Here is a 14,907-nt window from a genome sequence, read left to right as displayed (position 1 = left end):
GGGGGGATATTATGCCTAAAGAATCTTTAAGCATAATATCGTTCAATTCCATTCCGTTATTATTTAAATTTACATAGTAATTCGTTCGATAAAAATCCGCCTCCTCTTTTTCTGAATCGGAAAAAGTGTTGTGAGAGTTTGTTGCTTTTTTTTGAGATAAATGCATATAAACAAAAACACTCGTCAATAACAACAGGAAGGACAAAAAAAGCAGTCGTTTGGTCATAGTAAAGCTTATTAAAAATCCTTTAACTCAAAAAAGATCAACAGAGGGTTGTCATCTTCTTTCATGTTCGCTATAATTTTTTTATCCTTTTCGGATAGAAACATGCTGTTAAATAACAAAGAATCTGAAGATGAAGGGTAATGAAGAGAAATAAAATAATTTCTAAAGGATGAAATAGGAAATCCTATAGAGGGTATCTGTTTCTGACTGTCATAAATGGCATGAGTGCCCCCTATCAGCCGTTTCGATTTTTTATCCCTGTATATTATCGTGTTAAATCCAATGTAATCATTCATTAAGAAAAAAGCATCTTGGTGTTCCGTTTCCAAATACTCTCCTAAAAAATAGTAATAGTTGTTGTTTTTAATTGCATCGCGAAATTCCGGCATGGAACCTTCTAAGAACTTGTCAGGAAGTCTTTTCTTTTCAAAATCCAAAACAAATTTTGAGTCAAGTTGATTGGTCGTACTTGTATATTGATAGATCGTATCTACAAATCTTTGTGTTATGTTAAAGGTATAGTTATGATATAAATAGTTATATCCTCCGTAGTTAATATTGTTAAAGTAAAAAGGTAATGCTACTGACTTTAGTTTAAAGTTCTTGTCCGTTACAAATAATGTATGGTCTTTAAATTTTCCTAAATGCCCATTTCCTTGTTTATCAAGCGTTTTAAAAATGTACCCGTCGGGGATAACATGAAAATTATAGAATCCGAAAGGCAGTCTTTTCTGTTCGATGAACTTACCATTCGAGGTATAAAAAAGTAGAAATGGATGCTGATATAGCACCAGCTCTCTTTTTTCGGAATCGTAGGACACATCATACAATCGATAAATCTCTCCGGGCCCTTGTCCGTGGCTCAATCTTTTTATAAACCTACCATTCTGATCAAAAATGGCGACTCCTCCCCCTTTAAGTCTGTCGTGAATGTAGATATTGGAGTCGGTAACGATGATTTTATATATGGCATCCAACAGACTTTCATCGGTCGTTTCCAAGGGAACCACCTTGATCTCTTTGATCAATTCTTCCAGGTTGAATTCCTGCGGTTTCAGGAACGAATTTGCATCTACAATTTCTACGGATCGATTGTCGGGGGTTAGTACAATGGTACTATCAAGAGCCAATGAATTGATTTGCTCTTCACTGTATCGCGATCTTTCGGGAGCGTTTGTGCAGGCTGCGATCAAGGCAAAAAGGGCAGACGCTACTGAAATCGTGCTTAGCAATTCAGTATTAATGCTTTTTTTTTGAAGAATTCCACGAACTGCTTCTCGTGAACGGTTTATGCGTTTGGCAAATTCCGTAATGGTGAGGCCCTGTTCGGAAATTTTCTTTCTTATTTGATCTCCAATGTGAATGTCATTTTTCATAGCTCTATCATTATTAATTATCCCAATTGTTAATTCCATAATGTGACAAACTTACATAAAATTCCCGAATTTTACGGCAATTGTATAAAAAAGTTGGGAACCACAACAAATCTTTGACGCCGGTATTTATCACATTTTATACAACAGATGCTGGAGCAAGGAACTCGAAGCCGAGCGCGGTAATCAACAGAAGGCTGAAGCCATGCCGTCGTTCAAAGCATTCGAAACGAAAACGCTCCGTACCTTAGCCGAGAACCCGGTTTGCAAACTCATCTTCGACCTGAGAATGAACGGTGGCGGAGACTCGCAACAAGGCACCTCCTACATCGAAATACTGGCCGACTACCTGAACAAGCTTGAAAAGAGAAATAGACCCCGTATACGAATGGGTAAACAAACAATGACATGCCCTCTCCTCTTCTTCGGTAAGATACACGTTAAAATATGAATATTCAAACGAAAACTACAGGATATTCCCTACATTTGCGTCCGATTCAGAAAAAAAAGATGAAAACGAAGATTTTTATAGCAATGCTTCTTGGGATGTCGATTTGTCTTTCGTCGTGCGACAAAGACAGAATCTCATATCCGAAGATGAAGAAAGAACAGAAAAAGGCAATCGATCAGTTTATCAGCAGTCAAGGGATTGAAGTGCTGCACAAATACCCTGCCAACGGTGTATTTGGCGAGAAACAGTTTTATCTCACTGACGAAGGCGTATATATCCACGTTGTCGATTCGGGCAACGGCCATCGCGCGCAATTTCGGAAAACTGAAGTACTCATGCGATTCAGCGGACGGAATTTCTTCAAACAGGACACGACACGTTTCGAATTTTTTGCCAACAGATGGGAACCGTTCGAGTTTACGTACGGACGGGCCGACATGGTTCAGCATCAACACAGCAAAGCAAGAGATGCCTACTATTACTTTTTTAGTACAGGCCTCGAAACGGCGTTGAAATATGTCGGCGATCGTTCGACCGTGAGAATGATCGTACCGTTCGATGTGGGAAGCGAGGATCAGTTGAACAGAGGCAATCCGCTTTATTACGACAAAGTGACGTTCCGTTTTTATTGATCCGTCATCGGGGGCTCTTGGCAAAGACCGTCGGATTCAACTCCGCCAATCCGCGTTCGAACGTCCGGACAGCCTCTTCGAGCGTGCCGTAATATTCGCCCCCCGAAGCGTTTTTATGACCGCCGCCACCGAAATAGTTTGCGGCAAAATGATTACACGGAAACTCTCCGACGGAACGTAATGAGATTTTGATCTGGTCACTGCTTTCGCGGATAAACACCGAGAAATCGATTCCGTCGATACTCAACGGCATATTCACGAAGCCTTCCGTATCACCCGTGACGTACGAGTAGCGGTTCAATTCTTCCAACGACAAAGTAATCAGCGCTGTTCTCAACTCCGGATAGACTTTCATCTTCTCGTTCATCGTATACCCCATCAGACGCATACGCGATTCGGAATAGACCTGATACACCTTGCGGTAGATTTTGTCCTTGTCAATCCCCTTTTTGATCAGTTCGCCGACCACCGTATAGATATCTGCCCGATTCGAATTGTACGTAAAAGCTCCCGTATCGGTCATCATGCCCGTGTAAAGGCATTCGGCTGCTTCCTTATTGATGTCGTCGTACGACTTGATGGCGCAGAGCAGACGAAACACAAGCTCGCTTGTCGATGACATGATCGGATACGAAATCACCAGACGGCAAAAATCGCCCGGATTCGGATGATGGTCGATCATTACTTTACGCCCTTCGGCCGCTTCGATGAAAGGCGCCAGCTTGCCGGCGCGTTTCGGCTCGTTGTAATCCATATTGAACAAGACGTCCGCCTCGCTGATCAATTGTTGGGCATACTCCGGATAACGTTCGTAGACAAGAATATCTTTCGTGCCCGGCATCCACTTGAGAAAGGCGGGAAATTCGTTCGGTACAATCACGTCGACTTGCTCTTTCCCGATCTCCGTCAGGAAATGGTACATCCCCAGCGACGCACCGATGGCATCGCCGTCGGGCGAAACATGAGCCATCAACACAAACCGTTCCGCTCTGTCAATATAATTTTGGAAGCGCTGTACTTGAGCTTCATCCAGCATTTTCGTAAGCATCGTATATTCTTTTTTTAGAGCGTCAAAGATACGATAAATTTGTTAAAACACAAGATAACCTGTCAGTCCCGCTATTATAATCAGCCGGATGATGCCTATTTTGAAGAAATAGGCAAGTACAAATGCGCCAAGTGCAATCAGCACACTGCGATAGTCTACGAAGTTATGTTCGTTCATCATCATCAGTGCCGCTGCGGCAATCAGCCCGATGGCTGCCGGTTTCATCCACAGCAATGCTCTGTTTACATAGGGATTGTTTTTGAACATCATAAAGAAGCGGCAGATAAGCACCATGATCAAAATAGCCGGCAAACATACGGCACACGTAGCGGTCAGTGAGCCGACAATACTGCCTCCCGTCGCCGTATAGCCGATGTATGTGGCGCTGTTGACGATAATCGGGCCGGGCGTCATTTGCGAGATGGCAACGATATCGGTAAATTCACCCATCGTGAGCCATCCGTGTGCCTCCACCACTTCATATTGTACCATGGACAACATCGCATACCCTCCACCGAAGCCGAACAGCCCGATTTTAAAAAACGTGAAAAATAATTCCCAATAAAGATCAATCATGATTGAGCGATGAATGTATGATAAACCACCCCAATGATTCCCGAAACAGCCATGATCCATACGGGTGAAACGGAGAATCCCCAGACGGCAACGGCCGAGAGTAGCGCCAGCATGACAATCCCCCACTTGAATCCGCTTTTCTTAAGCATATTCACCACCGGAACAACAATCAAAGCGACGACTGCCGGACGGATTCCGCAGAAGATACGTTCAACAACGGGATGGGTACGGATGTCGGCAAAAAAGAAAGCGATCAGTAAGATCGCAATGAACGAAGGGATAGCCGTTCCCAAAACCGTCGCAATCAGTCCGCCGTAGCCTTTCGTCTTGTACCCCACAAAAACAGCTGCGTTGATGGAAACAGGTCCGGGCGATGACTGCGCTAAGGTCAGCATCTCGGTGAACTCCTCCCGCCCGATCCACCGACGGCGCTCGACCACCTCTTTTTCAATCAGTGGAATCATCACATACCCTCCGCCAATCGTGAACGTCCCGATCTTAAAAAACGAACTGAACAATGTCCAGTAATGCTTTATTTCCGTTTGAACCATATGCGAAAGTAAATATAATTAAGGTATAATCATGCAAATTTTACACATAAAAAAAACAATATCCGGGAAAATTATCTACCTTTGTGCCTCAAAATCCAACAAATAAACGGATTATAGATAATAATGATAAAGAAAACGATACGATACATATTTTTCCTTGTATTCACCTTCTCAGGAGTTGGGATTAATGGGATGAAAGCCCAGCAGATCACCTCTGTATCAGGGGTTGTACGCGACTCGATTACGGGTGAAACATTGCCTTACGTCTCGATGCTTTTCGAAGGCTCTTCGATCGGAGGCATCAGCGATCTCGACGGAAACTTTAACCTGCAAAATAATCAGGGACTGACCACCCTGACCATCTCATACGTCGGCTACACGACGAAAGTCCTTCGACTGAAAGCCGGACAGAAAAACGAGGGAGTCGAAGTGCTGCTCGCCCCCTCGACGATTCAGATTTCCGAAATCGTCGTCAAGCCTAAGCGCGAGAAATACAGCCGGAAGAATAACCCCGCCGTCGAGTTGATGAAAAAGGTGGTTGCGCGTAAAGACAGTAATCGCATTACGCAATTGGACGAATATCAGACGGAATGTTATGAGAAGATGACCTTGTCGTTAGACAAGTTCGATGCGGATTTCGAGAAGAACAAACTGATGAAGAAGTTTAAGTTCCTCAAAAACTACCTCGACTCGTCCGAGATTGACGGCAAACCCATTCTGACGCTCTCACTGCGCGAAAAGATATCCGACATGTATTACCGGAAAAATCCGAAGACGGAAAAAATCATCGTCAAGGCGCAACGCCAGCAAGGCGTAGACCAGACGCTTGACGAATACGGTACGATTTCGGCCAATCTTGAAGAAATCCTCAAAGGCATCGATGTCTTCGACAACAATATTCCGTTCCTCCTCAACCGCTTTGTCAGTCCGCTCTCATCTGTGCTGGCCAATGCCTACTACCAATACTACATCATGGACACGGTCGATGTGAGGGGCGAACCTTGCGTCGATCTGGCTTTTGTACCGGTTAATCCGCAGAGCTACGGGTTTACGGGACGGCTTTACATTACGCTCGACGGTACATATGCCGTCAAGAAAGTACGTTTGAACGTGCCTCGTCATATCAACTTGAATTATGTGAAAGACTTGCGTATCGATCAGGAATTTAAGCGGCGCGAAGACGGGCTGTGGGAGCTGGATAAAGATAATACGTATGTGGTTTTCTATTTTATCGATGGCGGACAACAGATTTACGCGCATCAGCTTCGCAGCTATTCCGATTACCATTCGCCCGTTTTGAACGGAGATTCGATCTTCGGCCTGCTGGGAAAAGTACATACACCGTTAGCCAGACATCTGGCACGCCCCGACTCGTTCTGGGTGAATAACCGGCACGTCCCGCTGAAAGAGAAAGAGAACGCCATCGAGCATCTGCTCGATCAATTAAGAGCAGTGCCCGTATTCAACGTTTTTCTTAAAACGGTCGAAATTCTGATCTCAGGATATATCCCGATCAACAACGAACATACGAAGAATAAGCTCGATTTCGGCCCGATGAATACGACGTTCAGCTCGAACGTGGTTGAGGGCTTCCGCATTCGTGCCGGAGCGATGACGACAGCTAACCTTCATCCGCATCTCTTCTTCGGAGGATACGCGGCCTATGGTATGAACGACCGCAAATGGAAATACAGCGGACAAGTGACGTACAGCTTCAACGAAAAAGAATATCACGAGAAAGAATCGCCCATCAACAACTTGTCCTTCCTGCACGAATACGATTTGTACACACCGGGGCAGGATTTTCTCTTCACGAGTAAGGATAATGTCTTCGTAGCATGGAAGGTTGGTAAATCGAACCATCACATGAACTACCTGCGCAAAACGCGTCTGCAATACGAAAAAGAATGGCTCAACGGATTGAGCATCAGAACATGGATGCAGCACCAGAATAACGAAGCGACAGGATCGCTGCGGTATATTCTTCATAAAGATGACGATATCTACCTTCGTCTGAAAGACATCACCACCGTAGAATGGGGCGCTCAGTTGCGCTTCGCTCCGGGCGAGCGGGCATACAACAGTCGTTTAGGAAAAAGCTCGGCATTAAATCTCTCGAAAGACGCCCCGGTCTTCAAGCTCTCGCACCAAATCGGGTTCAATGGCTTGCTCGGAGGAGAATACCGCTATAATCGGACGGAGGCAAGCGTGAGCAAACGCATCTGGCTGTCATCGTTCGGACATATCGATGCCAACCTGAAAGGCGGAAAAGTATGGGACGAAGTACCGTTCCCACTGCTTATCATGCCGAATACGAACCAGGCCATCACCATTCAGCCCGAAGCTTTTCATCTGATGAATCCCATGGAGTTTCTGGCCGATCAGTACGTCTCGTTCGAGGCTTCTTATCATCTGAAAGGATGGATTCTGAACCGCATCCCGCTTATCAACCTCTTGCAACTGCGCGAGGTGGCTTCCATCAGCGGTGTCTGGGGCAGCCTGAGCGATAGAAATAATCCGGACAAACGATACGGGCTGTTCGTCTTCCCCGAAGGCTCGCAGGCGTTCGGCAACAAGCCGTATCTGGAGTTCAGCGTCGGAGTAGAAAATATTCTGCGCGTCCTGCAAATCAATTACTACCGTCGACTGAGCTACCTTGACCATCCCGATATTCAGAAGCACGGGATTCGCATCGCCATGCGCTTCTCGTTCTGATATATTGTGTCTTGCGGTAATATTTGCGTGTATCTTGCGCTAAAAAAGCACGAAGATACGGGATCATTAACGACCCTAACTGTTTAACGACTACTTTAGCATGGGGGAGGGGATGTGGTTTATAGCTCCTCGTCGTTCCGGAAGAAGCCGTCGGTTATATCGAGGCTGGTAAATTGTTCCAGCTCGCGGCGTTCTTTTTTTGTGGGGCGTCCCAATCCTTTGGCCCTGTCTACAAAGCCGGATATCCGGTTTAGTTCGAGTTTCTCGTACTCTTCGGGAGGGGTGATATTTTCGAGATGTTCAGGGACTAATTTGGCACCCATGCGGCTTTCTGCCAGACGAAGTACCTTGAACGAGAACGTGACCGGAGGCTTACGCACTTCGATGATATCGCCGACCTTGATCATTCGCGACGGCTTCACGTTCACTCCTCCCATGGCGATGCGATTCTTTTTGCAGGCGTCGGCCGCGATGGTGCGTGTTTTGAAAATACGTGTAGCCCACATCCACTTATCGATTCTGACTTCATCCATATTCATCGGCGATTGAACTGATTCATGGTTATATCTGCTCCGGCAAGGCAGAAGCTGCGTATCATCTCGGCAGCCAGTTTTACGCAGTCCGGCATTTTGTCAAGTTCTTCGTCGGTGAACGGGCTCAGGACGTAATCGACCTGTCGTCCGCGCGGAAAATCGTTCCCGATCCCGAAACGCAGGCGGGCATACGCTTCCGTGCCGAGCAATTCCTTGATATTCCGCAATCCGTTGTGTCCGGCATCACTTCCTTTCGGTTTCAGTCGCAAAGTGCCGAACGGAAGCGACAGATCGTCTACCACCACAAGCAGTTGCGAGATGGGCACGGATTCTTTTTGCAGCCAGTAACGCACGGCATGGCCGCTCAGATTCATAAATGTATTCGGCTTCAAGACTACCAGCTCGGCATTTTTCACACGAAAACGCGCCACGGCTCCGTAACGCTCTTCCGTGAAGTGCGCGCCGGCCGCTTCGGTCAATGCGTTAACTACACGGAAACCGATATTATGGCGCGTACCCCAATATTCTTCGCCTATATTTCCTAATCCGACAATCAAATGTTTCATCACTCGAAAAAGAATCATTAAAAAAGAGGAGTATGTCTCTCTCGAAAAACATCTCCTCCCTCTTTGTTTATAAAAGCAACAACTTTCCTTATTTTTCGGCTGCAGCGGCTGCCGCTCCGGCAGCGCTCTGTGCGGCACGTGTCATCTTCACCGCGCATACGACTGCATTCTTCGGACTGATCAATTCCACATGATCAAACTGCAATTCGCCGACCTTGATGGTTTTGCCCAGCTCCAGATGATCGACATTGACCGTCAACTTCTCCGGGATCTGTTCTGCCAGCCCTTTCACTTTCAGCTTACGCATGGCCTGCGTCAACTTACCACCGGCCTTCACACCGACAGCGTGACCGATCAATTCTACCGGAACGTGCATCTCGATCGGTTTGTCGGCAAATACTTCCTGAAAATCCAAATGCAATATCGCATCCGAAACGGCATGAAATTGAATCTCTTTCAAAATAGCATTCACTTTTCTTCCGTCTCCCATCTCGATCGAAACCAGATGGATTTCCGGTGTATAGATCAGTTTGCGCACTCCATCGAACGATACGGAAAAATCCGTGACAATGATTCCTTTACCGTCTCCGATTTCTACCAGCTTCTCTCCTGCATTCATTTTTCCCGTATAGGGCAATGTAACAGGTTCCTGACCATATAAAACGGCCGGGATCATGCCTTGTTTGCGCAGGTTTTTCGACATTTTCTTGCCGAGGTTCTCCCGCGGCGTTCCTTTCAATTCAAATGTTTTCATTTTTCTAAAAATTGTGTTACTCAAAATTAGTTTCTGCTTCCTAATTTCCCATCACACGACGACAGGCCTTTAAAAAAGCGCCGCAAAGATAAGAAAAAATACCGGAAAATCATTCGGAGGATAACGGAAAGAATATGAACCGTATCGGAAACTGTTTTTTGAAACTCGACGAATGCTCTTTATTTGCACTGTTGCAAAGATACATGCTGTAAGAAAAGACGGGCTTCTCCTGTGATTTTCCGCTGTCTGCTTGGAAGACGAAATATTTTGAGTACTTTTGTTTTCATAATCATTTAATTCGGTTCGATGAAAAAGACAGCATTGATTACAGGTATCACGGGGCAGGACGGTTCGTTCCTGGCGGAATTTCTAGTCGAAAAAGACTACGAAGTACATGGCATTCTTCGCCGTTCCTCATCTTTCAATACGGGACGGATCGAGCATTTGTACCTCGATGAATGGGTACGTGACATGAAGCAGCAGCGTCTGATAAACCTGCATTACGGCGATATGACCGACAGCAGTTCGCTCGTGCGGATCATCCAGCAGACACAGCCGGACGAAATATATAATCTTGCGGCACAAAGCCACGTGAAAGTGAGCTTCGATGTGCCGGAATATACGGCCGAAGCGGATGCTCTCGGAACACTTCGCCTGCTGGAAGCCGTGCGTATCCTCGGGATGGAGCAAAAGACACGCATCTATCAGGCTTCGACGTCCGAATTGTTCGGACTCGTGCAGGAAGTACCACAGAAGGAGACAACTCCTTTCTATCCGCGTTCACCTTACGGGGTGGCCAAGCAGTACGGCTTCTGGATTACGAAGAATTACCGCGAAAGCTATGGTATGTTTGCCGTAAACGGTATTTTGTTTAACCATGAGAGTGAACGGCGTGGAGAGACGTTTGTCACGCGCAAGATCACCCTCGCAGCGGCACGTATCGTACACGGACTTCAGGATAAGCTTTATATGGGAAATCTCGATGCGCGTCGCGATTGGGGATATGCCAAGGATTATGTGGAGTGTATGTGGATGATGCTTCAACATGATCAGCCCGAAGATTTTGTGATTGCTACCGGGCAAATGCATACCGTGCGGGAGTTCTGTACGCTGGCTTTTAAAGAAGCCGGGATCGGATTGCGCTGGGAAGGCGAGGGCATAGGAGAAAAAGGAATCGACGGGAAGACGGGACGTGTACTCGTCGAAGTCGACCCGAAGTACTTTCGTCCGGCCGAAGTGGAGCAGTTGCTCGGCGATCCGACGAAAGCAAAAACGTTGCTGGGCTGGAACCCGAACAAAACATCGTTCGAGCGTTTAGTGAAAATTATGGTGGAACATGATCTGAGGGTTGTGGGGAAGCAATTAGTGGTCAGTAGTCAGCCATCAGCCGTCAGCAATACTGAAAACTGAACGCTACTCATGAACCAATCATCCAAAATATACGTAGCAGGGCATCGTGGACTGGTGGGGTCGGCCATTTGGAGCAACCTGCAACAGAAGGGGTATACCCACTTGATCGGACGTACGCACGATGAACTCGATCTGCTTGATAGCACCGCCGTGCGTCGTTTTTTCGACGACGAACGTCCCGAATATGTTTTTCTCGCAGCCGCTTATGTCGGCGGGATTGTGGCAAATAACCGGTACCGTGCCGACTTTATTTACCGTAATTTGGGCATTCAGCAGCATGTCATCGGTGAGAGTTATCGGCACGGCGTGGAGAAATTGCTGTTTCTCGGAAGTACATGTATCTATCCGCGTGACGTATCGCAACCCATGAAAGAGCAGGCGCTTCTGACCGCCCCGCTCGAATACACGAACGAACCGTATGCGATAGCCAAAATAGCCGGTCTGAAGATGTGCGAGAGTTTCAATCTGCAATATGGCACGAACTATATAGCCGTGATGCCGACGAACCTGTACGGCCCTAACGATAACTTCGATCTCGAACGCAGTCATGTACTACCGGCGATGGTGCGCAAAATCCATCTTGCAAAATGTTTGGAGGAGAGAAGTATGGATGCGGTGCGTGCCGATCTGGCCAAGCGTCCCGTCGAAGGAGAAGACGGCACGGGAAGCGACAAGGACATCCTCGACCTGCTGGCGAGATACGGTATCACTCCGTCGGGGGTAACGCTCTGGGGGACGGGACGTCCTTTGCGCGAATTCCTTTGGAGCGAGGAGATGGCCGATGCCTGCGTCTATATCATGGAGCATGTCGACTTCGATGATCTGAGGGATGAGGCGAACGAAGTCCGAAACTGTCATATCAACATCGGCACGGGAAAGGAGATTGCCATCCGCGAATTGGCACAACTCGTAGCCCGTACCGCCGGTTATCACGGAACACTTGCCTTCGACCCTTCAAAGCCTGACGGAACGATGCGTAAACTGACCGATGTCTCGAAGCTGCACGCTCTTGGGTGGCATCATCGGGTCGAGATAGACGAAGGCGTGGAACGGATGTATCGGTGGTACTTACAGTAGCTCTCCCATCGTTCCGAGCTCCTGATAGAGCCGTTGTACCGGCAGGCCCATCACGTTGTAGAACGATCCTTCGATGCCGCGCACACCGATGTAGCCGATCCATTCCTGAATACCGTACGCGCCGGCCTTATCGAAAGGTTTGTACGTATCGACATAAAACGTAATTTCCTGATCGGACAACTCGGCGAAATCGACGACCGATGTCACGGAGAACTCGTTTTGTCTCTCGCGCGAAGTCAGCACGACAGCCGTCACGACCTTGTGCTTCCGCCCCGACAGCCGGTGCAGCATCCGTATCGCATCATCCCGGTCTTTCGGCTTTTCAAGGATATCTCCGTCGAGGATGACGATGGTATCGGCGGTAATGATCAACTCATCGGGTTTCATGTCCGGGAGGTAGGCTTTCGCTTTCTCGCGAGCGATGAAGCAGGGGATTTCTTCCGGCGCGAGACCGGCGGGATGAGACTCGTTGATATCGGGTATCAGGCGCACCTCAAAATTGAGGTTCAGTCCTTTCAGCAGCTCCCGTCGTCGCGGTGAAGCCGATGCCAGAATAATTTTATGTCGAGTCGGCAGGGTATTCGTTGCCGGCTTCGCGGCAGTCCCCGTACGTTTATGCCCTTTTTTCAGGGCGGCTTTCCGCGCCTCGTATGCGGCGAACTGTTTTTCCAGATAATTATCAGCCATCTCGTATCGTTATTGGGCAGACGGTTGCCTGCGTGTCATGACTGCGAAGAGCGCATGTAAAGAGAAAAATCTTGTTTTTATATACATTATCTTATTGATATCTTCGTGTTACGAAAAGCAAAAGTAAAGACTCGTTTTGTTTTTCCCAAATCCTTTCGTACTTTTACGGTCGTAAATAAACGTTATACCAATGAAAAAAATAGCAACAGTGTGCACCATGGCAGCAATGATGGCATGCAGCAGCGTAGAACAGAAGCAGGAACAGGCTTCCGGTACATCGGTTATCGGACAGCCTGATGTGAAGATTGAGAACGGACAAATGTCTCCCGAAGTATTGTGGGCATTCGGACGGGTAGGAAACATGTGCGTTTCGCCCGACGGCAAACGTGTGGCTTATACCGTTACGTATTACAGTATCCCCGAGAACAAAAGCAATTCGGAGGTGTATGTGATGGATGCCGACGGAGCAAACAAGAAACAGCTTACACGGACAGCCGCTCGCGAAGGTGCGCTGGCATGGCTTCCTTCGGGCAAAGCGATCGCTTTCTTGCGCGATGGTAAACTCTGGAACATCGATCCCGAGAATGGAGCCGAGACACAAGTATCCGATATCGAGCAGTCGATCGACGGGTTTCTCTATGCTCCGGCCGAAGATAAGGTGCTGTTTGTTATTTCTACCAAGATCGAAAAATGTACGGGTGCCGAACTTTACGGCGATCTCGACAAAGCCAATGCCTACGTCTACGACGATCTGATGTATCGTCACTGGGACAGCTGGAAAGACGGCAATTACAATCATATCTACGTGGGAGACCTTGTGAGCGGCAAAGTGAAAGCGGTGGAAGATATTATGCCCGGCGAGCCGTATCATGCTCCGACCCGGCCTTTCGGAGGTACGGAAGAGATCGCATGGAGCCCTGATGGAACGACTATTGTTTATACCTGCAAAAAACTGACCGGCAAAGAATACGCTTTCCAGACAAATTCCAATCTGTATGCGTACACGTTGGCCGATAAAAAGACGCGACTTCTTACTCCCGACATGCCGGGCTACGACAAGAATCCGCAATTCTCGCCCGACGGCAAGCAATTACTCTGGTCGAGCATGCGTCGCGGAGTCTTCGAGGCCGATAAGGAGCGTATGATGCTGATGGACTGGCCGACGGGTGAGATGAGAGATGTTTCCGAAGCGCTCGATGCAAGCCCTTCGTCACTGCAATGGACGGCCGACGGTAAAACGATTTATCTGACAGCTCCTATCAAAGAGGCTCATCAGTTGTTCGCATTTGACGTCGCAAGCGGAACGTTCAGGCAGCTTACCGAGGGCGATCAAGACTATCAGCATGTACAGCTTGCCGGCGACAAATTGATCGTAACACGTACGACGCATGTCAATCCGGCTGAAATATTCCGCGTCGATCCTGTCGATGGCAAGGCCGAAGAAATATCGTTCGTGAACAAGGAGCTGATGGATAAGCTGAACCTCCCGACATTCGAGAAACGTTTTATCACCACGACCGACAATAAGGAAATGGTCACATGGGTGGTCTATCCTCCCAAGTTCGATGCGTCGAAGAAATACCCGTTGCTGCTCATGTGCACGGGAGGGCCTCAGGGCGTACTCGGTCCGTCGTTCAGTTATCGCTGGAATTATATGCTTATGGCGTCGCAGGGCTACGTTGTAGTCGTGCCCGCACGGCGTGGAACATCCGGTTCGGGACAGGAATGGTGCGATGCCATTTCAAAGAATCACGGTCAGCAGGACGAGCGGGATTTGCTTACTGCCATCGATGCAATCGGCAAAGAGCCGTGGGCCGATGCCGAACATATCGGTGCGATGGGAGCAAGCTACGGAGGGTATTCCGTCTTCCATCTGGCCGGAACGCATAAAGGACGCTTCAAAGCGTTTTTGGCACATTGCGGAATCTTTAACATGGAGTTTATGTATTCGACGACAGAAGAGATGTTTTTTGAAGAATGGGAGCAGGGAGGTGCACCTTGGGATAAGGAAAATAAAGTGGCACAGAACTCATTCGCTCATTCGCCTCATCTCCTTGTGAAGAATTGGGACACTCCGATCATGGTAGTTCACGGCGAACGTGACTTTCGCGTGCCTTATTCGCAAGGAATGGCGGCGTTCAATACCGCCCAGATGCTTGGGATCGAGAGCCGTTTGCTTATCTTCCCGACCGAAAATCACTGGGTGCTCAGTCCGCAGAACGGAATCGTCTGGCAGCGTGAATTCTTCCAATGGTTCGATAAGCATTTGAAGGCAAAATAGATCGAGTGAAGAAAAAGAAAAATCATT

Annotated in this window: 14 protein-coding genes; 6 read left to right on the top strand and 8 right to left on the bottom strand. The window is 47.8% G+C overall.

Annotation, left to right across the window (positions count from 1 at the left end; all coding sequences use genetic code 11):
• Positions 1–237: 237 nt before the first annotated feature.
• Positions 238–1,641: a DUF4934 domain-containing protein gene (locus Tanf_RS07555; protein ID WP_046825442.1), complete on the bottom strand. Its 1,404-nt coding sequence runs from the start codon at positions 1,639–1,641 to the stop codon at positions 238–240.
• Positions 1,642–1,804: 163 nt separating this feature from the next.
• Between Tanf_RS07555 and Tanf_RS14795 the strand changes: the two genes are divergently transcribed.
• Together Tanf_RS14795 and bamK are read left to right on the top strand one after the other, a co-directional pair.
• Positions 1,805–2,050 carry a S41 family peptidase gene (locus tag Tanf_RS14795; RefSeq protein WP_014226201.1) on the top strand — a complete coding sequence of 82 codons (246 nt, stop codon included), beginning with the start codon at positions 1,805–1,807 and terminating at the stop codon, positions 2,048–2,050.
• Positions 2,051–2,109: 59 nt separating this feature from the next.
• Positions 2,110–2,682 (top strand): BamK family beta-barrel-assembly machinery protein, encoded by a 573-nt coding sequence (gene bamK / locus Tanf_RS07550; RefSeq protein WP_157755325.1) that lies wholly within the window; start codon positions 2,110–2,112, stop codon positions 2,680–2,682.
• A gap of 4 nt (positions 2,683–2,686) precedes the next feature.
• Here bamK and Tanf_RS07545 read toward each other — a convergent pair whose 3' ends face one another.
• Genes Tanf_RS07545 through Tanf_RS07535 form a run of 3 tightly spaced genes read right to left on the bottom strand, consistent with a single transcriptional unit; the run spans position 2,687 to position 4,857 of the window.
• Entirely contained in the window at positions 2,687–3,730 is a 1,044-nt protein-coding gene (locus Tanf_RS07545; protein ID WP_046825441.1) for a DHH family phosphoesterase, read from the bottom strand.
• Positions 3,731–3,772: 42 nt separating this feature from the next.
• Positions 3,773–4,306: a chromate transporter gene (locus Tanf_RS07540; RefSeq protein WP_014226198.1), complete on the bottom strand. Its 534-nt coding sequence runs from the start codon at positions 4,304–4,306 to the stop codon at positions 3,773–3,775.
• Positions 4,303–4,857 (bottom strand): chromate transporter, encoded by a 555-nt coding sequence (locus tag Tanf_RS07535; protein ID WP_014226197.1) that lies wholly within the window; start codon positions 4,855–4,857, stop codon positions 4,303–4,305. Before Tanf_RS07535 ends, Tanf_RS07540 begins: the two co-directional genes overlap by 4 nt.
• Before the next feature lie 126 nt (positions 4,858–4,983).
• Between Tanf_RS07535 and Tanf_RS07530 the strand changes: the two genes are divergently transcribed.
• Positions 4,984–7,572 (top strand): DUF5686 and carboxypeptidase-like regulatory domain-containing protein, encoded by a 2,589-nt coding sequence (locus Tanf_RS07530; RefSeq protein ID WP_172793900.1) that lies wholly within the window; start codon positions 4,984–4,986, stop codon positions 7,570–7,572.
• Between the two features lie 119 nt (positions 7,573–7,691).
• Here the strand turns inward: Tanf_RS07530 and Tanf_RS07525 are convergent, their stop codons facing one another.
• The 3 genes from Tanf_RS07525 to Tanf_RS07515 all read right to left on the bottom strand — a co-directional run bounded on the left by Tanf_RS07525 (position 7,692) and on the right by Tanf_RS07515 (position 9,425).
• Positions 7,692–8,105: an RNA-binding S4 domain-containing protein gene (locus Tanf_RS07525; protein WP_046825485.1), complete on the bottom strand. Its 414-nt coding sequence runs from the start codon at positions 8,103–8,105 to the stop codon at positions 7,692–7,694.
• A gap of 2 nt (positions 8,106–8,107) precedes the next feature.
• Positions 8,108–8,671, bottom strand: a complete 564-nt coding sequence (gene pth / locus Tanf_RS07520; protein ID WP_046825484.1) for an aminoacyl-tRNA hydrolase — start codon at positions 8,669–8,671, stop codon at positions 8,108–8,110.
• Positions 8,672–8,759: 88 nt separating this feature from the next.
• Positions 8,760–9,425, bottom strand: coding sequence for a 50S ribosomal protein L25/general stress protein Ctc (locus Tanf_RS07515; protein ID WP_046825440.1), 666 nt, complete (start codon positions 9,423–9,425; stop codon positions 8,760–8,762).
• A gap of 306 nt (positions 9,426–9,731) precedes the next feature.
• On the opposite strand from Tanf_RS07515, the gene gmd reads away from it, so the two are divergent.
• A complete protein-coding gene (gene gmd, locus Tanf_RS07510) occupies positions 9,732–10,835 on the top strand; it encodes a GDP-mannose 4,6-dehydratase (RefSeq protein ID WP_046825439.1) in 1,104 nt (367 codons plus the stop codon).
• Positions 10,836–10,844: 9 nt separating this feature from the next.
• Complete coding sequence (locus Tanf_RS07505; RefSeq protein ID WP_046825438.1) at positions 10,845–11,912, top strand: GDP-L-fucose synthase family protein; 1,068 nt, start codon at positions 10,845–10,847, stop codon at positions 11,910–11,912.
• Here the strand turns inward: Tanf_RS07505 and Tanf_RS07500 are convergent.
• The gene (locus Tanf_RS07500) at positions 11,904–12,599 is read right to left on the bottom strand and encodes a Maf-like protein (protein WP_236684408.1); all 696 of its coding nucleotides are present in this window, start codon (positions 12,597–12,599) and stop codon (positions 11,904–11,906) included. The genes Tanf_RS07505 and Tanf_RS07500 overlap by 9 nt on opposite strands.
• Before the next feature lie 190 nt (positions 12,600–12,789).
• On the opposite strand from Tanf_RS07500, the gene dpp5 reads away from it, so the two are divergent.
• On the top strand, positions 12,790–14,880 hold the full coding sequence (gene dpp5 / locus Tanf_RS07495; RefSeq protein WP_046825437.1) for a dipeptidyl-peptidase Dpp5: 2,091 nt from the start codon (positions 12,790–12,792) through the stop codon (positions 14,878–14,880).
• Positions 14,881–14,907 lie beyond the last annotated feature (27 nt).

Origin of the sequence: Tannerella forsythia, from assembly GCF_001006485.1 — a bacterium.
Classification (GTDB): Bacteria; Bacteroidota; Bacteroidia; order Bacteroidales; family Tannerellaceae; genus Tannerella; species Tannerella forsythia.
This window is presented reverse-complemented; position numbering and strand designations above follow the sequence as displayed.